Raw genomic sequence first — 20,265 nt, forward strand, 5'->3', positions numbered from 1 at the left:
GGGCTCAGCCTCGTACGAGCATGATCACCGAGGCGGTGACGCCGACCACGACGATCACCGCGCGAAGGACCGCCGGGGGCAGCCTGCGGCCGAACCTCGCGCCGGTCAGGCCGCCCAGCGTGGAGCCGACGGCGATCACCGCGGCCGCCGCCCAGTCGACGTCGGCGACGGCGACGAAGACGACCGCCGCGACCCCGTTCACGATCGAGGCCAGGACGTTCTTCGCCGCGTTGAGGCGCTGGAGGTCGTCGTGGATGAAGCTGCCGAACATGCCCATGAGCAGCACGCCCTGCGCGGCGCCGAAGTAGCCGCCGTAGACACCCGTCCCGAGCACCCCGAACCACATCGGGACGCCGCCGTCGGCGCGCACCGCCGTGGCCTGGCGCTTCTTCGACCAGCGGCTGATCCGGGGCTGGAGCACGACGAGGACACAGGCGGCCAGGATGAGCACGGGCACCACCGCCGTGAACGCGTCGGCGGGCAGCTTCAGCAGGAGCAGCGCGCCCGTGAGGCCGCCGATCAGCGAGGCCGTGCCGAAGCGGAGCAGCCGCTTCTTCTGCCCCTTCAGCTCGCGCCGGTAGCCGTACGCGGCGCTGAGCACGCCCGGCACGAGGCCGATGTTGTTCGACACGTTGGCGAGCACCGGCGGATAGCCGAACGCGAGGAGCGTGGGGAAGGTGATGAGCGTTCCGGAGCCGACCACCGCGTTGATCGCGCCGGCGGCGACACCGGCCGCTCCGACGGCCACTGCTTCAAGTGCATCCACATCCGAGATCGTTTCGGAGCCCGACACCCAAGTCAATCCTCGTAATTTCTTGGGAAGTTCAAAGGCCTGGCTTGGAAGCACTCGGATGGCTACGGTTGGCGCGGTGACCCTCGACGATCTCCGTGTCTACGTCGCCGTGTGCGCGGCGGGCAGCCTCAGCGCCGTCGCCCGCGACCTCTCCTGCACGCAGTCGGCGGTGAGCCAGCACATCCGGCGCCTCGAACGGGAGGTGGGCGTCAGCCTCCTCGAACGGCACGCCCGCGGTGTCCTGCCGACCCCCGCGGGGCGCATCCTGCAGACCGCGGCCGCCGAGGGCATCGGCGGCATCGACGACGCGCTGCGCCGCCTGCGCGACCTGGCCCGCGGCGAGAGCGGCGCGGTGCGCGTCACCACGGGCGCGACGACCGTGCGCCACTTCATGTCCGGGGCCATCGTCGGCTTCCGGCGCCGCCACCCCCGGGCGAGCCTGGAATTCCAGACGGTCAGCTCCAGCCACAGTGCCTACGAGGCGCTCGCCGCGCACGACCTCGACCTCGCGTGGGTCACCATCGGCGCGCCGGAACGCGGCGTCGAGCAGCGCCCCGTCGTCGAACTCCCCTGGGTCCTCGCGGTGCGCCCCGACGACCCGCTGGCCGGCCGGACCCGGATCGGCCCCGGCGACCTGGCCGCCGCCCACCTCATCAGGCCGCCCGAACAGTCCACGTCGCGCTCCCACCTCGACCGGCACTTCACGGGGCTCGGGATCGTCAGGCCGGCCGGGTCGGACGCGGGCGTCGCCGACTGGGCCACCGCCGTGCACCTCGCCGAACTCGGCCTCGGCCACGCGCTCGTCCCCGAACTGCCCGGCTGGCGCGAGTCCGGCCGCGCGGGCGGTCCGGTCCTCGTCCCCGTACCGGACCTGCCGCCGCTCGCGGTCGGCTGGGCGGTCCGGCGCTGGTCCACGCTGACCCCACTGGCGAGGGCCTTCGCGGACCTGGTGGCGGAGCACTGCGGGAGGTAGGGGCTTCACGTGGTGGCCTGCGGCCGCCGGGGTCCGGGACCGGGGGACATCCCGTGCCTGTGGCGGGGGCCGGGTCTCCGGGGGACGCTGGAAGCATGACCACGACGTACGACCTGAACGCTCTCGCCGACAAGCACGTCGCCGCCGCCCGGTTCTCCCCCCACGGGCGCAGCGCGCACCTCCTGCTCCGCGAGGAGACCCTCCGGCAAAGCGTGATCGCCCTGACGGCGGGCGAAGTCCTGGAGGAGCACAACGCGCCGCCCGCCGCGACGCTCCAGGTGCTGCGAGGCGAGGTCGTACTGACGGCCGCCTCGGGCGACGTGACGCTCACGGAGGGCCGGCTCCACGCGCTCCCGCAGGAACGGCACGGGCTGCGCGCGGTCACGGACGCGGCGGTGCTCCTTACCGCGGTCAACGACTGAGGGGCGCCCGCCGCTCCCGGACGCTTCGGCCGGCACCGAACGGTTCCGCGCCTAACGTGCGCCGCATGACACAGCGATACCGGTCCAACCGGTACGAGGACGTGCGCCGGGCGCCGGCGGACCCCTGCCTCGCTCCGGTCCCGGTCCCGGCCGTCGCGCCCACGGCGCCCGCCGGAGGCACGGCCCTCGCGGCCGGCCCCCTCGAAGGGACGACCCCCCGATGAACCAGCCCGCCTGCCAAGCCTTCAAAGCCCTGCACCACGACCCCGGCGGTCCCCTCCTTCTCCCCAATGCCTGGGACCACGCCTCCGCCGCCGCGCTCGCCGGGCAGGGATTCACCGCGATCGGCACGACGAGCCTCGGCGTGGCCGCCGCGGCCGGGCTGCCCGACGGCGCCGCGGCCACCCGCGAGGAGACCCTGCGCCTGGCCCGCCGCCTGGGCGGGGGCGCGTTCCTGCTGTCCGTGGACGCGGAGGGCGGGTTCGGCGACGACCCGGCCGAGGTCGCCGGCCTCGCCCGTGAGCTGGCGCGGGCGGGCGCGGTGGGGATCAATCTGGAGGACGGCAGGGCCGACGGCACCCTCACCCCGGCCCCCGTCCACGCGGCGAAGATCGCCGCGGTGAAGGCCGCCGTACCGGACCTGTTCGTCAACGCCCGCACGGACACGTACTGGCTCCCGGACCCGCGGACCGCGCCGGAGCCGGAGACCCGCCGGCGGCTCGACGCCTACGGGCAGGCGGGCGCCGACGGAGTCTTCGTACCGGGCCTGACCGACCCGGCCGCGATCACCGCACTGGTGGCGCACCTGCGCCCGTCCGGCATCCCCCTCAACATCCTCTACTCCCCCACGGGCCCCACCGTCCCCGAGCTCGCCGCCCTGGGCGTCCGCCGCGTCAGCCTCGGCTCGCTCCTGTTCCGCGCGGCCCTGGGCGCCGCGGTCACGGCGGCGCTCGACGTAGGGGCCGGCCGGGACGTGGCCGCCGCGGTCCCGACCTACGGCGAGGTCCAGGAGCTGAGCGGCGGTGGAGGCGCCACGCAAATATGATGAAGCCGGGGTTTTCCGTATCCGGAGCGGTCCATGACGCAGCGTGGTCCCAGCCAGCCCGAGAGCGCCGACGACCTGCTGACCAGGCTCGGCCGCCTTGCCGCACAGGCACGCGCCGGGGCGGAAGTCCAGCACGCCCGGGTCGAACTGGCGGAAGCCCTCCAGCGCGAAATGCTCCCCACCTCGCTGCCCGCCCTGCCGGGACTGCGGACCGCCGCCTGCTACTCGCCCGCCCGCCACGGCCTGGACATCGGCGGGGACTGGTACGACGGGTTCGCCACCCCTGACGGCACCCTCGGGTTCTCCATCGGCGATGTCCAGGGCCACGACGTCGAGGCCGCCGCCTTCATGGGGCAGATCCGCATCGCCCTGCGCGCCGTGGCCGCCTTCGCCCCGGACCCGGGAGAGGCGCTCGCCCAGGCCAACGACCTGCTGCTGTCGATGCGCCACGAACTCTTCGCCACCTGCAGCTTCCTCCGCTTCGACCCGACGACCTGGGTCCTCGAGTCCGCCCGCGCGGGCCACGTCCCCGCCATCTGGGCCACGGTCGACGGCCGGTACGGCGTCTCGGCGGACGAGGGCGGACTGCCGCTCGGCATGCTGCCCGGGTCCGAGTACCCGGTCACCCGGCACCGCCTCTCGACGGCGGGGGCGTACGTCCTGGTCACCGACGGCGTGGTCGAAGGGCCCTCGTTCCCGATCGAGGCGGGCCTGGAGCGCGTGGCCCGGGTCGTCGCGGGCGGGGCGGGCGCCGACGCCGCGGAACTTGCCGCCGCGGTGATGGAGGTCGCCGACTGCACCGGCCACCAGGACGACTCCGCGGTACTCGTCCTGTGCCACGACCCGCCACCCGTCCTGCCCGGGTGACAGCGGGCCACCGGCAGCGCGTGTCACGCTCCGCCACCGGACGGGAGTGATTATGTGATCCAGTGGTGCGCACCGAGGAACTCCGACGCCTCTCCGAGGCCCTGCTGAGGATCCTCGCCGTCGCCGCCGCCTACTACGCGACCGGACGGCTCGGCCTGTGGCAGCGGATCGCCCTCGACGGCGCGGTCGTCACCCCGCTCTGGCTCCCGACGGGCGTCGCCGTCACCTGCCTGCTCTGGATGGGCCTGCGGATCTGGCCGGGCATCGCGCTCGGCGCCTTCTTGCTCATCGACTCGATCAACCCGTTCCGCCTGTCCGACCTCGCGATCGTCGCCGCGAACACCCTCGCCCCGATGTGCGCCTGCCTGCTGCTGCGCAAGGCGGGCTTCCGCCTCGCGCTGGACCGGCTGCGGGACGGGGTCGCCCTGGTCTTCCTGGGCGGACTGCTGCCGATACTGCTGAGCGCCACCGTGGGCACGTGCGTGCTGGTGCTCAGCGGCAGTCTGCAGTGGAGCGCGTTCTGGCCGGTGTGGGCGGCGTGGTGGGCCGGCGACGCCATGGGCGTACTCGTCGGCACCCCGCTGCTGATCGCGCTGAGCAGGGCCCGGCCCCCCTGGAACACCCGCCGGTGGCCGGAGGCGGCGGCCCTGCTGGTCACCGCCGCCGTCATCACACCCCTGGCCACGAGAAGCCCGCTCGCCCTGCTCTTCCTCGTCTTCCCGCTGCTGACGTGGGCGGCGCTGCGCTTCCAGCTCGCGGGGGCGGCGCCGTGCGTGCTGTTCGTGTCCGTACTGGGGATCTCCGCGGCCACCGACCACGTCGGCCCGTTCGCCGACCACAGCCTCTTCGAGGTCATGTTCAACCTCCAGGCACTCAACGGCTCGGCCGCGCTCACCGGCCTCCTGCTCGCGGCGATCGTCACCGAGCAGAAGAGCATCCGCCAGAAGATCGAACAGGCGGTCAGCGACCTCACCGAAGTGGTGGGACACCTGGCGCCACAGCAGGACGAATGACGGACGCGCGCCGTCCCCGTCAGCTGCGGTCGGCCGGGCCGGACGCGTCTTCGGGGATCCGCCGGTGATTCTTGCGGCTCCGTCTGCCGACACCCGGCATGGGATCGCTGAAGGTGTGCGTGGCGATGCGTGCGTCGTGCCGGGCGTTGATCCGGTGGATCAGGCGCATTCCCATGAGGGTCACGAGGACGATGGCGCCGATGAGGATGATCGCCTCCATGGCCGTCACCTCCCGCTTTCCACTGCTCCAACCGTAACTCCGGCCGCGGCAGCCCGCGGCCCGCCGCGACGAGCGTGGGCGCGGCCCCCGGGGTTACCGTAAAGCTACGACGGCATCGCGCCGGTCGACGCACCCCCCCGACATCGGCACGGCCGCTCGGCGGGCGTCGGCCGTACGACCGAGGCGGGCGAACCACCATGGCTGAATCCGACACCCCCCACCAGCCCCCAGTGCTTCTGCCGGAAGCCCCCTGTCAGGAGGCGGAACCCGCAACGGCCCTGCTGAGGCTGGAGATCACCCAGTCCCGCGAAGGGCTCCTGGACGGCGCGTGGTGGCCCCGGTCCCATGACATCACGGCCGAACTGCCCGCCCTGGTCGCGGAGCTGACCTCGCACTTCGGCCCCATCATGCGCGTCGGCCTCGACTCAGCCGCCTGGGAAGCGCTGCCGACCCGCCTGATCATCGACGACCGGGTCGTGCATCTCGACGCCCACGAGGTCGGCGACGGCACCGCCCTCGTCACCCGCGGCGACGAGGAGCTCTTCGTCCTCCTGGTCGTGCCTCCCGAATCGGAGCCCGCAGCGGCCCGCGCCGCGATGGCCCGCGCCGTACGCCAGGACGACAACGCCGACGCCGCACAACTCATCGTCGCCAACCCCGACGAAACCTGAGCCGGGGAACGACGCGCGCGCTGCGGTCAGGGGCGGCGGCCCGCAAGGACGCAGAACTCGTTCCCCTCCGGGTCGGCGAGTGGGACCCAGCTCACATCGCCCTGCCCGACGTCGACGTGCCGGGCACCCAGGCCGAGCAGGCGGCGGACCTCTTCGTCCTGCTCCCTGTCGGTCGGGTTGACGTCGATGTGGAGCCTGTTCTTGACGGCCTTGCCCTCGGGCACGCGCGCGAAGGTGAGCGCCGGCGGTACCGGGCCGAGGCGGTCCTTGCCCTCGGGCACCTCGGGGGAGCCGATGATGACAAGCCCGTCCTCCCGGTCGTGCACCTCGTAGCCGAGGACGGAACACCAGAACCGGGCGAGAGCGTCAGGATCGGCACAGTCGATCGCAAGCTCGGTGAACTTACTGGTCATGTGAGAACCTCCCAGTCGCGTAGCCGGCTACGCAATCACAGAACGTCGAAGGGCCCCACCGCAAGCGGTGGGGCCCTTCGACGTATTGCCCGGTGAGAGCAATGGCGGAGGATACGAGATTCGAACTCGTGAGGGGTTGCCCCCAACACGCTTTCCAAGCGTGCGCCCTAGGCCACTAGGCGAATCCTCCGCCGCAAACAATACAAGACGTTGGGGGGTGCTCGCGAACATGATCCGGGGCGGAGATCGGGCCGGGGACCGGGCTCGTGATTCCGGCCCGGCATCCGCTACTGTGGAGCTCAGCCCCTCACGTGGCGCTATCTGACTGAACTCCCCCAGGGCCGGAAGGCAGCAAGGGTAGGTCGGCTCTGGCGGGTGCGTGGGGGGCGTCTTGCGTTCCGGGGCGGCTCGCCCCCGGCGGCCGCGGTCGTCAGCGGCGGCCATGGTTGTCAGTGGCGGCCATGGTTGTCAGTGGGCGCCTATAACCTCGTATACGTGTCGTCTCTCGCGCTCTACCGCCGCTATCGCCCGGAGTCGTTCGCCGAGGTCATCGGGCAGGAACATGTGACCGACCCGCTGCAGCAGGCGCTGCGGAACAACCGGGTCAATCACGCGTACCTGTTCAGTGGCCCGCGCGGCTGCGGCAAGACGACGAGCGCGCGCATCCTCGCGCGGTGTCTGAACTGCGAGCAGGGGCCCACGCCGACGCCGTGCGGCGAGTGCCAGTCCTGCCGCGACCTGGCGAGGAACGGGCCGGGTTCGATCGACGTCATCGAGATCGACGCCGCTTCGCACGGTGGTGTCGACGACGCCCGTGACCTGCGAGAAAAGGCCTTCTTCGGGCCCGCGAGCAGCCGCTACAAGATCTACATCATCGACGAGGCCCACATGGTCACGTCGGCGGGGTTCAACGCCCTTCTGAAGGTCGTCGAGGAGCCCCCGGAGCACCTCAAGTTCATCTTCGCCACCACGGAGCCCGAGAAGGTCATCGGGACCATCCGGTCGCGTACGCACCACTACCCCTTCCGCCTCGTGCCGCCCGGGACGCTCCGGGACTACCTCGGAGAGGTCTGCGGCAAGGAGGACATCCCCGTCGCGGAGGGCGTCCTGCCGCTGGTCGTGCGGGCCGGCGCCGGTTCCGTGCGTGACTCCATGTCCGTCATGGACCAGCTGCTCGCCGCCGCGGCCGAGGACGGTGTGACGTATGCCATGGCGACGTCCCTCCTCGGGTACACGGACGGTTCGCTGCTCGACTCCGTCGTCGAGGCCTTCGCCTCGGGTGACGGCGCCGCCGCCTTCGAGGTCGTCGACCGCGTCATCGAGGGGGGCAACGACCCGCGCCGGTTCGTCGCCGACCTTCTGGAGCGACTGCGGGACCTGGTGATCCTGGCCGCCGTTCCGGACGCGGCCGAGAAGGGCCTCATCGACGCTCCGGTCGACGTCGTCGAGCGGATGCAGGCCCAGGCCGGAGTCTTCGGCGGCGCCGAGCTCAGCCGCGCCGCCGACCTGGTCAACGAGGGGCTCACGGAGATGCGGGGCGCCACCTCACCCCGCCTCCAGCTCGAGCTGATCTGCGCGCGCGTGCTGCTGCCCGCCGCGTACGACGACGCCCGCTCCGTGATGGCCAGGCTCGACCGCCTGGAGCGCGGCGGCCACTTCGTACCCGCGGGACAGGGCTCCGGCCCGGCCATGGGATACGTGCCGTCGCCGGACGCCCACCCCGGTGCGGCCGCGCAGGTCCCTGCGGGGGGCGGTCCCGCCGCTGCCCGGGCCGCGGTGCGGGGGCCGGGACCGGGCGGGGAAGCGGCGCCCGCGCCTGCTGCGCCGGCGCCGACTCCTGCCCCGGCTCCTGCTCCGGCACCGGCACCGGCTCCTCAGGTATCCGCGCCGCCGGCCGCCCCCGTTGCTCCGGCGGAATCCGCGCCCGCGGCGCCGCCCGCCGGGGCCGCACCCGGCGCATGGCCCACGGCCGCCCCCGCCGGTGGCGGCAGGCGCCCCGGCGGGTGGCCCACGGCCGCGCCCGCCGGCGGAGGCACCGGTGGAGGCACCGGTGGGGGCCAGCCCTCCGCCGCGGCGCCCACGCCGCCCCCCGCCCAGCCCCAGCCGCAGGCCCCCGCTCAGCCCCCCGCCGCGGCACCGCCCGCCGCCGGTGGGCTCGACCCGCGCAGTCTGTGGCCGAACATCCTCGAAGTGGTCAAGAACAAGCGGCGCTTCACCTGGATCCTGCTCAGCCAGAACGCGCAGGTGACCGGCTTCGACGGCACGACCCTCCAGCTCGGCTTCCTGAACGCCGGAGCGCGGGACAACTTCGCGAGCAGCGGCAGCGAAGAGGTCCTGCGGACGGCGCTGGCCGAGCAGTTCGGCGTCCACTGGAAGGTCGAGGCGGTCGTCGACCCCTCGGGCGGCGGCGGTGGCGGCCAGGCTCCGCCCCCCGCTCCGGGAGGCGGCTACCCGGGCCAGGGCGGTGGCTACGCGGGTCAGAGCGGCGGTGGCGCCCCCGCGGCGCCCACTCCGCCGCGCCCGCCTGCCCCGCAGGCCCCGGCCGCGCCGCGCCCCGCGGACCGGTCCGCGCCGCAGGCATCGGCCCCCGCCCCCGCCCCCGCGCCGAGACCGGCGGCCCCGGAGCCGCCCCCGGTCTCCATCGAGGACGACATCCCGGCCGACGACGACGCCGACCTCGACGAGTCGGGGATCCTCTCCGGCCACGACCTGATCGTCCGCGAGCTCGGGGCGACGGTCGTCGAGGAATTCACGAACGAGTAGACGGCCTCGTAACGGGGACCGGACAGCACGGGCCACGCAGCACAGGCCGGTGCCCAGGCGGCTCAGCCCCCGCAAAGCCCCCCGGACCGGCCCCCGGCACCCCGTTCCATGGAGAAACACACGAACCCCCGCCGCCCCCGCTCTCGGCGGCCCGTACAAGAGCACACCGGCCCGCCGCCTATGCTGGCTGGCGTGAAGGTCCTCGTCATCGGCAGCGGCGCCCGCGAACACGCCCTGTGCCGCTCACTGTCCCTCGACCCCGACGTCACCGCGCTGCACTGCGCGCCCGGCAACGCAGGAATCGCCGAGGTCGCCGAGCTGCTCCCGGTCGACGCCCTCGACGGCGCTGCCGTGGCCCGGCTGGCCGGTGAGCTGGCCGCGGACCTCGTCGTGGTCGGCCCGGAGGCACCCCTTGTCGCGGGGGTCGCCGACGCCGTACGCGCCGCGGGCATCCCCTGCTTCGGTCCCTCCGGGGAAGCCGCACAGCTGGAGGGCTCGAAGGCGTTCGCCAAGGACGTGATGGCGGGGGCCGGCGTGCCGACCGCCCGCTCGTACGTCTGCACCACCCCGGCCGAGGTCGACGAGGCGCTCGATGCCTTCGGCGCCCCGTACGTCGTCAAGGACGACGGGCTCGCGGCCGGCAAGGGAGTCGTCGTGACGGGCGACCTCGAGGCCGCCCGCGCGCATGCCAACGCCTGCGACCGCGTCGTCATCGAGGAGTTCCTCGACGGCCCCGAGGTCTCGCTCTTCGCGATCACCGACGGCGTGACCGTCGTCCCGCTCCAGCCCGCGCAGGACTTCAAGCGCGCGCTCGACGGCGACGCGGGCCCCAACACCGGTGGCATGGGAGCCTATTCGCCGCTCCCGTGGGCCGACCCGAAGCTCGTCGACGAGGTCATGGAGACGGTCCTCCAGCCGACGGTCGACGAATTGCGCCGCCGCGGCACGGCCTTCTCCGGCCTGCTGTACGCGGGGCTCGCGATCACCTCGCGCGGTGTGCGGGTCATCGAGTTCAACGCCCGGTTCGGCGACCCGGAGACCCAGGTCGTCCTGGCCCGCCTGAAGACCCCGCTCGCGGGCATCCTCCTCGCCTCGGCCAACGGCACGCTCGCGGACCTGCCGCCCCTGCGCTGGAGCGACGAGGCGGCCGTGACCGTCGTCGTGGCCTCCCACAACTATCCGGAGACGCCGCGCACCGGCGACCCCATCACCGGGCTCGCCGACGTGGCCGCGCAGGACGCGCCCCACGCGTACGTCCTGCACGCCGGGACGAAGCGGGACGGGGACGCCGTCGTCAGCGCCGGTGGCCGTGTGCTCTCCGTGACCGCGACGGGCTCGGACCTCACACAGGCCCGCGAGCGCGCCTACGCGGCGGTCTCGCGGATCGGACTCGACGGTTCGCAGCACCGCACCGACATCGCGGCGAAGGCGGCCGCGGAGGCCTGACCGTAAGCCTCACCTGCGTGAACCTCAGGCCCTTGATCCGAAGCGGATCAGGGGCCTGAATGTCATCCACCTCTACCCAAAGCCATTCCATCGAGTGACCGCTCGCCCATCCGGCTGACGATGCCCTGAGCCCCAACTAGGGTGCGGCGAAAGCGTTCCGGCACTTGGCCCACCGGCATTGCGATGTCAGTGACGGGTGCCACAGTGGGGGAGTGGACAACGCCATGGGTGCAGGAAACATAGGCAGCAGGGGGTGACATCGGTCGTGTCCGGTATGGGTGCGGAGATGGGCGCGCAGGCCGCGCGCTCCCGGGCTCTCGCGGTGCTGCGCATCCGCGGCAGAGCGCTGGCCGTCGCCCTGCTGCCGGCGGCCTTCGCGGTCGTGCTGGCCGCGGGCGCCGCCACCGGGCACATGGCCGGCGGCGGCTGGCGGACGGCGCGGTGGATCGTGACGGTCCTCGCCCTGGTCGTCCTGGCGTGCGCGGCGGGCATCGCCCTCGTGGTGGCCCGCGCCCGCCCGGCCGTCAGCCCGACGGTGCCGATCGCCGAGGAGCGGGCCCCCGATCTCTACCGGCTGGTACGCGATCTCGCCGACCGGCTCGACGTCCCGGCCCCCTCCGCCATAGCGCTCACCCCGGACTGCGACAGCTGGCTGGAGGACCGTACGCATCCCGCGCACGGACCGCCCAGACCCAAGGACGACGAGGGCCGGATCCCGCGTGACGCCGACGACCCGGGCATCCGGGGCGGCGGCGCCGGCAGAGGCCGGGTGCCGGCCGCGCCCGTCCTGGTCATCGGCTCCCCCTTCCTGTGGTGGATGCGCGTGGGCGAGCTGCGCGCCGTACTCGCCCCCGTCGTCGCCGGTACGGGGCCGTCGGCGCACCCGGACATAGCGGCCGCGCGCCGCTTCGTGCGCGGCCTGGACGCCGCGGTCGCCGTCGCGGCGGCGCCCGGCCGCGGGCCGCTGGGGCGACTGGTACTCGGCGGCGTCGGCTGGGTCGCGCGCCTGCTGCTGCGCAGTTGCCGGGGCCACGCGGGCGAGATGGAGCGCGGGGTCGCCGCGGCCGCCGCCGAGCGCGCACAGACGGTGGACTACGGCGTGCGGATCGTCGCCCAGGAGCAGGTCGGCCTGGCCTACGCGGGCTGGGACCGGCTGCTCACCCGGGTCGCGCTGCCCGCCTGGCGCATGGGGCGCTGGCCCTCCCGCCTGGACGCGGGCGTCGTCGCCGCCCTCACCGAACTGTCCCGGCGCGACCGCCTCGCCGAGGGGTTCGCCTCCCGGCTCGGGGAGCGGCCCGCCTGCGATCTGCTGGAGGAGCCGGGCACGGTGGACGAGGCGGCGTCGCTGCTCGCCGCCCGGCTGTTCCACGGAGGCCCCGCCGAGCAGAGCCCCGACTGGGCGCCGGTCGACTGGCAGGAGTATCCGGACGAGGTCGTGGACCGTAAGTGGCGCATGGACGCGGCGCGCCTGCACCGCGTTCTCGACGCCCTCGGCGTCCACGGCTCCGCGAACCCCGCGTCCCCCGACCGGGAGGGCCCGACACTCGCCCGGGTGATGGACCACCTCGCGACGGCGACGCGCGCCGGGGACTCCGCGGAGCCCGTATCCCCGGCAGACACCACAGCGCCCGTGGACTCCGCGGCCCCCGTGGACCCCGCACACTCCGTCGCCCCGGAAGACCACACCACCCCCCATGACCCCGAGGACGCCTCCGAAATCGCCGAGAACGTCTCCGAGGACTCCGAGGACTCCGGGGACGGCGAAGACCGCGAGGACACCCCCACCGCTCTGCTCGCCGCCGGCCTCAGTGCCGAGTCGGCCCGGGAGGAGAGCGAGCGTCCTGCCCCGCCCGTGCCCGCCGCCGGACAGGGGCCGGACGAAGCGCTGTGGGACGAGGGCATGCTCCCGCTCTTCCCTCTCCAACCACCCCGTACGGGACGGGAGTTGGTGGCCGACCACGTCACGGCGATGGTGTGCTGCGCCGCCGTGGACACGGCCGGAGCCGCCCCCGGCCTCGACTGGCTGGACGGCCCCTCGCTCCTCGTCGGCGGCGAGCGCGCCAAGGACCTGACCCCGCGCGTCCTGAGCCTCGTGGAGGAGGGCGACCCGGAACCCCTGCGCGCCTGGCTCACCCGCCTCGGCATCCGCCCCGAGAAGCCGGTCCGCCTGGTCTAGGGCCTGCGCCACGACGGAAATCGCGGCACACGCGCACCCCCCCCGTCCCTCGCATCCGCACCGCTCAAACCCCCCACCGCTGGAGGCTCACGTTCCGTTCACGTCAATTCGCGACGAACGGTGACGGAGTGCGTGCGTAATGTGATGTGCTGGGGTCGGTCGCTGACAGACGGAGCGTACGAGGGCTCGGGGGAGCGAGGGAGGGGAGCGGGCATGGGGCCGGAACGGGAGGGGCAGAAGGCCGGACGGCCGGAACACGTGCGGTCACCCCGCACCATCCGCCGCTGGGAGTCCGGCGCGCTCGCCCACGCCGTGAGCGACCCCTTCGGCCAGGGCCCCCTGCCGTGGCTGCGCGGCAGCGAGCACTACTTCGACGACACGGGCCAGGTCGTCCCCTGGTACGTCGACCACGCCCCCCAGCCCGGCGCGAGCACCATCGCGACCAGCATCCCCAGCCCCCGCACCGGCGGCCCCCGCATGGCCGACGACGTGCACCGCCAGATCAAGGGCTTCACGTCGACCGGAGCGGCCGCGCCCGGCGAGGCGATCGACTTCCACATCACGGTGGACCCGCCCCAGCAGTTCAGCGTCGACATCTACCGCATCGGTCACTACGGCGGCGACGGCGCCAGCAAGATCATCACCAGCCCGAGGCTCTCCGGCATCGTCCAGCCGGCCCCGCTCACCGCGGACCGTACGGTCTCCTGCCACCACTGGTGGCTGTCCTGGCGCCTGCAGATCCCGTCGTTCTGGAACGTGGGCGCGTACGTGGCCGTCCTCACCACCGTCGACGGCTACCGCTCGCACATCCCCTTCACGGTCCGCGACAGCCGGCCCGCCGATCTCCTCCTGCTCCTGCCGGACGTGACCTGGCAGGCGTACAACCTCTATCCGGAGGACGGGCACACGGGCGCGAGCCTCTACCACGCGTGGGACGAGGAGGGGCGGCTGCTCGGCGAGGGCGACGCGGCGACGACGGTCTCCTTCGACCGCCCGTACGCCGGCGCTGGCCTCCCCCTGCACGTCGGCCACGCCTACGACTTCATCCGCTGGGCCGAGCGGTACGGCTACGACCTCGCGTACGCCGACGCCCGCGACCTGCACGCGGGCCGCATCGACCCGACCCGCTACCGGGGTCTCGTCTTCCCCGGCCACGACGAGTACTGGTCGACACCGATGCGCCGCACCACCGAAGTGGCCCGCGAGCACGGCACGTCACTCGTCTTCCTCTCCGCCAACACCATGTACTGGCAGGTGGAGCTGGGTCCGTCCCCGTCCGGCGTGCCGGACCGGCTGCTCACCTGCCACAAGCGCAGGGCGCCCGGGAAGTCCGCCCTGTGGCGCGAGATCGACCGCCCCGAGCAGCAGCTCATGGGCATCCAGTACGCGGGCCGGGTCCCGGAGCCGCACCCCCTCGTCGTGCGGAACGCGGACCACTGGCTGTGGGAGGCCACCGGGGCGCACGAGGGCGACGAGATCGACGGCCTGGTCGCGGGCGAGGCCGACCGCTACTTTCCGCGCACCGCGCTGCCCGAGCACGAGGACCGCATCCTGCTCGCCCACTCGCCCTACCGCGACAGCGAGCGGGCGCCGCGCCACCAGGAGACGTCCCTGTACCGGGCGCCGTCCGGATCGCTGGTCTTCGCGTCCGGCACGTTCGCCTGGTCCCCGGCCCTCGACCGCCCCGGCCATGTCGACCCGCGGATCCAGCGCGCGACGGCCAACCTCCTCGACCGGATCTGCAAACGCGACTGACCAGCCGCGCCCCGACCCGTCCCCGCCGCTGCCGCCCGCCGGACCCGTGGCCAAAACTCGTCCCCGTATGAGCGAGAATCAGGTGCACTCGTACATATCCACGGGGAGGAACCGTGTCCGGATTCGTCGAAAAGCCCGAACCCCAGCAGGTGCCGGGCCTGGTACACCTCCACACCGGCAAGGTGCGGGACCTGTACCGGAACGAGGCGGGCGACCTCGTGATGGTCGCCTCAGACCGCATGTCCGCCTACGACTGGGTGCTGCCCACCCCCATCCCCGACAAGGGCCGCGTGCTCACGCAGCTGTCGCTGTGGTGGTTCGACCAGCTCGCCGACCTGGTCCCCAACCACGTCCTGTCGACCGAGCTGCCGCCCGGCGCCCCCGCCGACTGGCAGGGCCGCACCCTCATCTGCAAGTCGCTGCGCATGGTCCCCGTCGAGTGCGTGGCCCGCGGCTATCTGACGGGCTCCGGCCTCGTCGAGTACAACGCCTCGCGCACCGTCTGCGGCCTCGCGCTGCCCGAGGGCCTGACCGACGGCTCCGAGCTGCCCGCCCCGATCTTCACGCCCGCCACGAAGGCCGAGGTCGGCGAGCACGACGAGAACGTGTCGTACGAGGAGGTGGCCCGCCAGGTCGGCGCGGAGACCGCCGCCCAGCTGCGCCAGATGACGCTCGCCGTCTACGGCCGGGCCCGGGACATCGCGCGGGAGCGCGGCGTGATCCTCGCGGACACCAAGTTCGAGTTCGGCTTCGACGGCGAGGCGCTGATCCTCGGCGACGAGGTCCTCACCCCGGACTCGTCCCGCTTCTGGCCCGCCGCCGAGTGGGAGCCGGGCCACGCCCAGCCGTCGTTCGACAAGCAGTTCGTGCGGGACTGGCTGACGGGCCCCGAGTCGGGCTGGGACCGGGGGAGCGAGCAGCCGCCGCCGGCGCTTGCGCAGCAGGTCGTGGACGCGACGCGCGCCAAGTACATCGAGGCGTACGAGCGCCTGACCGGCGTCAGCTGGTAACCACGGCGCCGCGGATACGCGAAAGCCCCCGGCACCTGAGGTGCCGGGGGCTTTCTGTGGAGCGAACGACGAGGTTCGAACTCGCGACCTCAACCTTGGCAAGGTTGCGCTCTACCAACTGAGCTACGTTCGCACTGCGCCGTGGCGCGAGAGCAACTATACCCAACCCCGCTCCCGCGCGAGCCGCACCGCCGAGTGCCGGTTCTCGGCCCCGAGCTTCGAGACGGCGGACGACAGATAGTTCCGCACGGTCCCCTGCGAGAGCGCGGCGCGCTCCGCGATCTCCGCCACGGGCGCCCCGTCGGCGGCGAATTCGAGCACCTCGGCCTCGCGTGCGGTCAGCGGGGAGTCGCCCGCGGCGATCGCGTCGGCCGCCAACTCCGGGTCCACATAACGGTTTCCCGCGTGCACGGTCCGAATGATCTCGGCGAGCCGCTGGGCGCTCACGGTCTTCGGCACGAAGGCGCGCACCCCGGCGGCGAGGGCCCGTTTCAGATGCCCGGGACGCCCATGACCGGTCACGATCATGACCCGGCACGCGGGCAGTTCACCGCGCAGCGCTGTGGCGACCTTCACACCGTCGGCGCCCGGCATCTCCAGATCGAGCACGGCCACATCGGGCCGGTGTGCCCGCGCCATGGCGAGCGCCTCGGGCCCGGTGGCGGCCTCGGCGACGACGACCAGATCGTCCTCGAGCCCGAGCAGCGCGGCGAGCGCCCCGCGGATGAGGTGCTCGTCATCGGCGAGCAGCACGCGCACGGTCACCCGGCGCTCCTTTCGTAGGCGGCGTCGCGCCGCTGTTCCACGGTGGGCCCGGCGAGCGGCACCTCGGTCACCACCCGGAACATCCCGTCCGCATCCGGCACCACACCGGCCTCAAGGGTCCCGGCGACCTCGGCAAGGCGCTCCCGCAGCCCCGCGAGCCCCGACCCGCCGCTCAGGGACCCGGGCGTTCCGGCCCCGTCGTTCTCCACGCTCAGGACCACCGCGTCCGGCCCCACCCGTACGCCGATGTGGCAGCGCCGGGCGTCCCCGTGCCGCAGGACGTTCGTCGTGGCCTCGCGGACGACCCAGCCGAGGGCGGACTGCACGGGGCCGGGCAGCCCGGTGGCCGGACCCGTCACCTCGCAGGAGATCCCTGCGGCGGTCAACACGCCCTGCGCGCCCGCCAGTTCTGCCGACAGGTCGGCTTCGCGATAGCCGCGCACGACCTCCCGTACTTCCTTCTGCGACTCCTGGGCGATGCGCTGCACCTCGGTCATCTGGTCCACGGCCTCGGGCCGCCCGCGCAGGGTGAGCTGGACCGCGAGCTCGCTCTTGAGCGCGATCACGGCGAGATTGCGGCCCATCACGTCATGGAGATCGCGCCCGAACCGCAGCCGCTCCTCGGCGACGGCGAGCCGCGCCCTCGTCTCGCGGGCCTCGTCGAGTTCGTGGACGGCGTTCAGCAGCCAGACGGAGAATCCGGCGGTCAGCGCGAAGATCGCGGTGGTGAACAGCACGGTGGCCGCCGTGATGAGGGCGGCGGGCGCCGGCAGCCCGGACGGCACGGACGCCGCCCCGGCACCGAGGGACGCGCCGAGCGCCGCGCCGATCACCCGCCTGCGGGTGCGCAGCCCGGGCGTGGCACAGCCCACGCCGACCATGAGGATGCCGACGAAGAGGACGAGCGCCGTGCGGGTGCCGGCCTCCTCGTCCGCGGGCACCCGCAGCATCACGCCGAGCGTCCCGACGGAGATCACGGCGGTGACGACGCCGTACGCGATGACGAGGCGGACCGGCTGCTCGCGCCGGCCGCGCGTCCAGTCGAGCGCCCTGGACGTGGTCACCGCGCCGAACACGGCATGCGCACAGAGAGCGAGGAACAGGGTCCACGCGAGCGCGGCCGGCACCTCACCGAAGGCGAGCGGCCCGAGCCAGCAGATCTCGACGAGCCCGAAGGAGTGCAGAGACCACCGTGTGTACGTCTCCACCTTCGCCGGGGTGCTCTTCCCCCGCCACCACGCGCCAGGCCGCCTCATGTCCCCGCTCCGTCGGATCACCGCCGCGGTTCCCAGCGGAACCACCGGCGTACAGCAAACACGGCGAGGACGGTCCAGGCCACCGCGACGGCGGCCGCGGTGACGGCGTCGTACGCGGAGAGGTCCCCGGTCCAGCCGCCCCGTACGAGGGTGATCACCGGCGTGAGGGGCAGCAGTTCGCACACCGACGCGAGACGGTCCGGCATGACTTCGAGCGGCACCACGGTGCCGGAGCCGAGCATCGAGAGGAGCAGCAGCGGCATGGCCGCGACCTGCGCGCTCTCGACGCTCTTGCTGAAACTCGCGGTGACGGCGGCGAGCGCGGGCCACATCACCAGCCCCAGCAGCAGCCCGAGTACGGCGTAATAGGGCGCCCGCGGAGCCCCCACGTCGAGGAACGCGGTGGAGGCGGCGGCGAGGACGAGGCTCTGCGCGAGGCCGATGGCGACGGAGGGCACCGCGGCGCCCGCGAGGATCTCCCCGTCCCGCAGCTCACCGGTACGCAGCCGCTTGAGGACGAGTTCCTCGCGCCGCGCCGCGTACACGCCGACCAGCGCGCTGTAGACGGCGAAGAGGAGGGAGAAGCCGATCGCGGACGGCAGCAGCACCGAGCCGACGGTGAGCCCCGCACCCTTCAGGTCCATGCTGTCGATCGACGAGCGCACGCTGAACGGCAGCACCAGCGGCACGAACACCGCGGTGAAGAGCGTGCCCTTGCTGCGTCCGATCAGCGTCAGCTCCGCGCGGGCGAGGGCCCGCATCCGCCCTGCGGCCGTCGTGCCGCCCGTGACCGCGGGCTTCGTCCTGTCCGTCACGACCGCGCTCATCGCGCCGCCACCTCGTCCCTGTTCTCCGTACCGGCCATGGTGTCCGTACGCGCGTCCTGCGCGATCCGCAGGAACGCCTCTTCCAGCGACGCGCTGCGCACGTCGAGCCCCCGCAGCTCGACCCGGGCGTCCCTGGCCCACAACAGGAGCCCGGTGGCGGCCCGTTGGAGCTCGCCGGTCCGCAGCCGGATGGTGCGGCCGTCGGTCTCGTGGCCGCTGACGCCGAGCTCGGCGAGCGGCGGGAGGTCGCCGGGGAAGTAGCCCTCGGGAAGTTCGAAGGAGATGTGCGAGGGCTGGGCGGCGACGACCTCGTCGACGCGGCCCTCAGCGGCGATCCGCCCCTCGTGCAGGATGGCGAGCCGGTCGGCGAGCTCCTCGGCCTCTTCGAGGTAGTGGGTGGTCAGCAGCACGGTGGTGCCCTCGGCGCGCAGCTCGCGCACCAGTTCCCAGGTGGCGCGCCGCCCCTCGGCGTCGAGGCCGGTGGTCGGCTCGTCGAGGAAGAGGACCTCGGGCCGGCCGAGCAGGGCGAGCGCCAGGTCCAGGCGCCGCTTCTCGCCGCCGGACAGCTGCTTCACGCGGACCCGGGACCGCCGTTCGAGCCCGACGAGCTCAAGGGCCTCACCGGCGGGCCGGGCACCGCTCGTGCATCCGCCCCACATCCGGACGGCCTCGGCGACGGTCAGCTCGGACGGAAAGCCGCCTTCCTGGAGCATGACCCCGACGCGCGGCCTGACCAGGTCGCGTTCCGTGTACGGGTCGTACCCGAGGACCCGGACACGGCCGCCGGCCGGGACGGCGAGTCCTTCGAGGAGCTCGACGGTGGAGGTCTTGCCCGCGCCGTTGGTGCCGAGGAGGGCGAAGAGTTCGCCGCGGGCGACGGAGAAGGTCACTCCGCGCACCGCCTCGTACGAGCCCCCGTACACGCGTCGCAGATCGGTGACGTCGATCACGCGCTCGTTCGTTTCCATGCCCCGAGCCTTTCCCGGCGCCGGGGCGAGGAGCAGTGCGCGCTGTCACCGAACCGCATGACAAATGTCAGAGCGGGTCGCGGGCGTGCGCCGCGGGAGACGAGAGAGGGGCGGACATGCAGAAGGCCCCGGTCCGATGGACCGGGGCCTTCAACTGGAGCGAACGACGAGGTTCGAACTCGCGACCTCAACCTTGGCAAGGTTGCGCTCTACCAACTGAGCTACGTTCGCACTGCCGCCGATCGACTCTCATCGATCGGTGCGAGCACCAGCCTACCGCACTCCGGAGAGTGGTCGGTACGCGATGCAGAGCGGGTGACAGGAATTGCACACTGCGCCTTCCCCCTGGAAGGGGGATGTTCTACTACTGAACTACACCCGCAAGACTCCGTGAGGTCCGGCCTTTCGGCCTCGCCCCTCGGCGTGCTCCAGACTTTAGCTGATCAACAGGGGTGCAGCGCAAGTCGGCTGCTCTGCGGGCTGCCGGAGGGGGTCAGTTGGCCGCCTCGAACGCCTCGTAGACCCGCTTGGGGATGCGGCCGCGTGGCGGGACGTCCATCTTGTGCGAGCGCGCCCAGGCGCGGACGGCCGCCGGGTCGGCGGACACCGCGGTGTGCTTGAAGCTCCTGACGGTCTTCCCCGACGCCGCACGGCCCGAGCCGGTCTGCTTGCGGCCGGCCTGGAGGAAGGGGGCCAGGGCCTTGCGCAGTTTCTTGGCATTGGCTGGATTCAGGTCGATCTCGTACGACTTGCCGTCGAGACCGAACACGACCGTTTCTGCGGCTTCTCCGCCGTCGATGTCGTCGGAGAGAGTGACCACGACACGCTGCGCCACGAATATCGGTCCCTTCGTGCGACATCTGCACCTTGACGTGCGCCGAT

At 73.1% G+C, this 20,265-nt stretch carries 20 protein-coding genes, 4 tRNA genes and 1 other RNA gene; 13 read left to right on the forward strand and 12 right to left on the reverse strand.

Annotated features, from left to right (window positions below; all coding sequences use genetic code 11):
• Positions 1–4 precede the first annotated feature (4 nt).
• Complete coding sequence (locus ACWIGU_RS10990) at positions 5–766, reverse strand: sulfite exporter TauE/SafE family protein (RefSeq protein WP_454399539.1); 762 nt, start codon at positions 764–766, stop codon at positions 5–7.
• Between the two features lie 103 nt (positions 767–869).
• On the opposite strand from ACWIGU_RS10990, the gene ACWIGU_RS10995 reads away from it, so the two are divergent.
• From ACWIGU_RS10995 to ACWIGU_RS11020, 6 genes are all read left to right on the forward strand, one after another.
• Positions 870–1,766: a LysR family transcriptional regulator gene (locus ACWIGU_RS10995; protein ID WP_454399541.1), complete on the forward strand. Its 897-nt coding sequence runs from the start codon at positions 870–872 to the stop codon at positions 1,764–1,766.
• 95 nt (positions 1,767–1,861) lie between these two features.
• Positions 1,862–2,188 (forward strand): cupin domain-containing protein, encoded by a 327-nt coding sequence (locus ACWIGU_RS11000; protein ID WP_356277426.1) that lies wholly within the window; start codon positions 1,862–1,864, stop codon positions 2,186–2,188.
• A gap of 65 nt (positions 2,189–2,253) precedes the next feature.
• On the forward strand, positions 2,254–2,412 hold the full coding sequence (locus ACWIGU_RS11005) for a hypothetical protein (RefSeq protein ID WP_454399543.1): 159 nt from the start codon (positions 2,254–2,256) through the stop codon (positions 2,410–2,412).
• On the forward strand, positions 2,409–3,233 hold the full coding sequence (locus ACWIGU_RS11010) for an isocitrate lyase/PEP mutase family protein (protein ID WP_454399545.1): 825 nt from the start codon (positions 2,409–2,411) through the stop codon (positions 3,231–3,233). The genes ACWIGU_RS11005 and ACWIGU_RS11010 overlap by 4 nt, the downstream gene beginning before the upstream one ends.
• Before the next feature lie 33 nt (positions 3,234–3,266).
• On the forward strand, positions 3,267–4,100 hold the full coding sequence (locus tag ACWIGU_RS11015) for a PP2C family protein-serine/threonine phosphatase (protein WP_454399547.1): 834 nt from the start codon (positions 3,267–3,269) through the stop codon (positions 4,098–4,100).
• Positions 4,101–4,162: 62 nt separating this feature from the next.
• Positions 4,163–5,113, forward strand: coding sequence for an MASE1 domain-containing protein (locus ACWIGU_RS11020; RefSeq protein ID WP_454399549.1), 951 nt, complete (start codon positions 4,163–4,165; stop codon positions 5,111–5,113).
• Positions 5,114–5,132: 19 nt separating this feature from the next.
• On the opposite strand, the gene ACWIGU_RS11025 is transcribed toward ACWIGU_RS11020, so the two are convergent.
• Positions 5,133–5,333, reverse strand: coding sequence for a hypothetical protein (locus ACWIGU_RS11025; protein ID WP_454399551.1), 201 nt, complete (start codon positions 5,331–5,333; stop codon positions 5,133–5,135).
• Between the two features lie 197 nt (positions 5,334–5,530).
• On the opposite strand from ACWIGU_RS11025, the gene ACWIGU_RS11030 reads away from it, so the two are divergent.
• Positions 5,531–6,004, forward strand: coding sequence for a DUF5994 family protein (locus ACWIGU_RS11030; protein WP_454399553.1), 474 nt, complete (start codon positions 5,531–5,533; stop codon positions 6,002–6,004).
• A 26-nt stretch (positions 6,005–6,030) separates the two neighbouring features.
• Here the strand turns inward: ACWIGU_RS11030 and ACWIGU_RS11035 are convergent, their stop codons facing one another.
• Together ACWIGU_RS11035 and ACWIGU_RS11040 are read right to left on the reverse strand one after the other, a co-directional pair.
• The gene (locus ACWIGU_RS11035; protein ID WP_454399555.1) at positions 6,031–6,417 is read right to left on the reverse strand and encodes a VOC family protein; all 387 of its coding nucleotides are present in this window, start codon (positions 6,415–6,417) and stop codon (positions 6,031–6,033) included.
• 102 nt (positions 6,418–6,519) lie between these two features.
• Positions 6,520–6,607, reverse strand: a tRNA-Ser gene (locus tag ACWIGU_RS11040).
• Positions 6,608–6,716: 109 nt separating this feature from the next.
• On the opposite strand from ACWIGU_RS11040, the gene ffs reads away from it, so the two are divergent.
• The 6 genes from ffs (at position 6,717) to ACWIGU_RS11070 (ending at position 15,567) form a co-directional block, all read left to right on the forward strand.
• An RNA gene (ffs, locus tag ACWIGU_RS11045) (signal recognition particle sRNA small type) lies at positions 6,717–6,811 on the forward strand.
• A gap of 101 nt (positions 6,812–6,912) precedes the next feature.
• A complete protein-coding gene (locus ACWIGU_RS11050) occupies positions 6,913–9,180 on the forward strand; it encodes a DNA polymerase III subunit gamma and tau (protein WP_454399557.1) in 2,268 nt (755 codons plus the stop codon).
• Positions 9,181–9,372: 192 nt separating this feature from the next.
• Entirely contained in the window at positions 9,373–10,626 is a 1,254-nt protein-coding gene (purD, locus tag ACWIGU_RS11055) for a phosphoribosylamine--glycine ligase (RefSeq protein ID WP_454399559.1), read from the forward strand.
• 274 nt (positions 10,627–10,900) lie between these two features.
• Positions 10,901–12,802: a hypothetical protein gene (locus tag ACWIGU_RS11060; protein ID WP_454399681.1), complete on the forward strand. Its 1,902-nt coding sequence runs from the start codon at positions 10,901–10,903 to the stop codon at positions 12,800–12,802.
• Between the two features lie 213 nt (positions 12,803–13,015).
• Positions 13,016–14,557, forward strand: coding sequence for a N,N-dimethylformamidase beta subunit family domain-containing protein (locus tag ACWIGU_RS11065; protein WP_454399561.1), 1,542 nt, complete (start codon positions 13,016–13,018; stop codon positions 14,555–14,557).
• A 113-nt stretch (positions 14,558–14,670) separates the two neighbouring features.
• Complete coding sequence (locus tag ACWIGU_RS11070) at positions 14,671–15,567, forward strand: phosphoribosylaminoimidazolesuccinocarboxamide synthase (protein WP_454399563.1); 897 nt, start codon at positions 14,671–14,673, stop codon at positions 15,565–15,567.
• Between the two features lie 57 nt (positions 15,568–15,624).
• Here the strand turns inward: ACWIGU_RS11070 and ACWIGU_RS11075 are convergent.
• The 8 genes from ACWIGU_RS11075 to ACWIGU_RS11110 all read right to left on the reverse strand — a co-directional run bounded on the left by ACWIGU_RS11075 (position 15,625) and on the right by ACWIGU_RS11110 (position 20,218).
• Positions 15,625–15,700: transfer RNA gene (locus tag ACWIGU_RS11075), tRNA-Gly, on the reverse strand.
• 23 nt (positions 15,701–15,723) lie between these two features.
• A complete protein-coding gene (locus tag ACWIGU_RS11080; protein ID WP_454399565.1) occupies positions 15,724–16,332 on the reverse strand; it encodes a response regulator in 609 nt (202 codons plus the stop codon).
• A complete protein-coding gene (locus ACWIGU_RS11085) occupies positions 16,329–17,588 on the reverse strand; it encodes a sensor histidine kinase (protein WP_454399567.1) in 1,260 nt (419 codons plus the stop codon). The genes ACWIGU_RS11080 and ACWIGU_RS11085 overlap by 4 nt, the downstream gene beginning before the upstream one ends.
• A 17-nt stretch (positions 17,589–17,605) precedes the next feature.
• Positions 17,606–18,415, reverse strand: a complete 810-nt coding sequence (locus ACWIGU_RS11090; protein ID WP_454399569.1) for an ABC transporter permease — start codon at positions 18,413–18,415, stop codon at positions 17,606–17,608.
• Entirely contained in the window at positions 18,412–19,383 is a 972-nt protein-coding gene (locus tag ACWIGU_RS11095; protein WP_454399571.1) for an ABC transporter ATP-binding protein, read from the reverse strand. Before ACWIGU_RS11095 ends, ACWIGU_RS11090 begins: the two co-directional genes overlap by 4 nt.
• A gap of 155 nt (positions 19,384–19,538) precedes the next feature.
• A tRNA-Gly gene (locus ACWIGU_RS11100) sits at positions 19,539–19,614 on the reverse strand.
• 79 nt (positions 19,615–19,693) lie between these two features.
• Positions 19,694–19,765: transfer RNA gene (locus tag ACWIGU_RS11105), tRNA-Gly, on the reverse strand.
• A 111-nt stretch (positions 19,766–19,876) separates the two neighbouring features.
• The gene (locus tag ACWIGU_RS11110) at positions 19,877–20,218 is read right to left on the reverse strand and encodes a histone-like nucleoid-structuring protein Lsr2 (RefSeq protein WP_326775047.1); all 342 of its coding nucleotides are present in this window, start codon (positions 20,216–20,218) and stop codon (positions 19,877–19,879) included.
• Between the last annotated feature and the right edge of the window lie 47 nt (positions 20,219–20,265).

Source organism: Streptomyces sp. NPDC055400, from assembly GCF_053644375.1.

Excerpts from the sequence above, each read along its gene's own strand:
- ACWIGU_RS11095 (WP_454399571.1), bottom strand. The coding sequence starts at position 19,383 with ATGGAAACGAACGAGCGCGTGATCGACGTCACCGATCTGCGACGCGTG.
- ACWIGU_RS11030 (WP_454399553.1), top strand. The coding sequence starts at position 5,531 with ATGGCTGAATCCGACACCCCCCACCAGCCCCCAGTGCTTCTGCCGGAA.
- ACWIGU_RS11010 (WP_454399545.1), top strand. The coding sequence starts at position 2,409 with ATGAACCAGCCCGCCTGCCAAGCCTTCAAAGCCCTGCACCACGACCCC.
- ACWIGU_RS11015 (WP_454399547.1), top strand. The coding sequence starts at position 3,267 with ATGACGCAGCGTGGTCCCAGCCAGCCCGAGAGCGCCGACGACCTGCTG.
- ACWIGU_RS11000 (WP_356277426.1), top strand. The coding sequence starts at position 1,862 with ATGACCACGACGTACGACCTGAACGCTCTCGCCGACAAGCACGTCGCC.
- ACWIGU_RS11025 (WP_454399551.1), bottom strand. The coding sequence starts at position 5,333 with ATGGAGGCGATCATCCTCATCGGCGCCATCGTCCTCGTGACCCTCATG.
- ACWIGU_RS11035 (WP_454399555.1), bottom strand. The coding sequence starts at position 6,417 with ATGACCAGTAAGTTCACCGAGCTTGCGATCGACTGTGCCGATCCTGAC.
- ACWIGU_RS11085 (WP_454399567.1), bottom strand. The coding sequence starts at position 17,588 with ATGAGGCGGCCTGGCGCGTGGTGGCGGGGGAAGAGCACCCCGGCGAAG.
- ACWIGU_RS11005 (WP_454399543.1), top strand. The coding sequence starts at position 2,254 with ATGACACAGCGATACCGGTCCAACCGGTACGAGGACGTGCGCCGGGCG.
- ACWIGU_RS11060 (WP_454399681.1), top strand. The coding sequence starts at position 10,901 with ATGGGTGCGGAGATGGGCGCGCAGGCCGCGCGCTCCCGGGCTCTCGCG.
- ACWIGU_RS11065 (WP_454399561.1), top strand. The coding sequence starts at position 13,016 with ATGGGGCCGGAACGGGAGGGGCAGAAGGCCGGACGGCCGGAACACGTG.
- ACWIGU_RS11090 (WP_454399569.1), bottom strand. The coding sequence starts at position 18,415 with ATGAGCGCGGTCGTGACGGACAGGACGAAGCCCGCGGTCACGGGCGGC.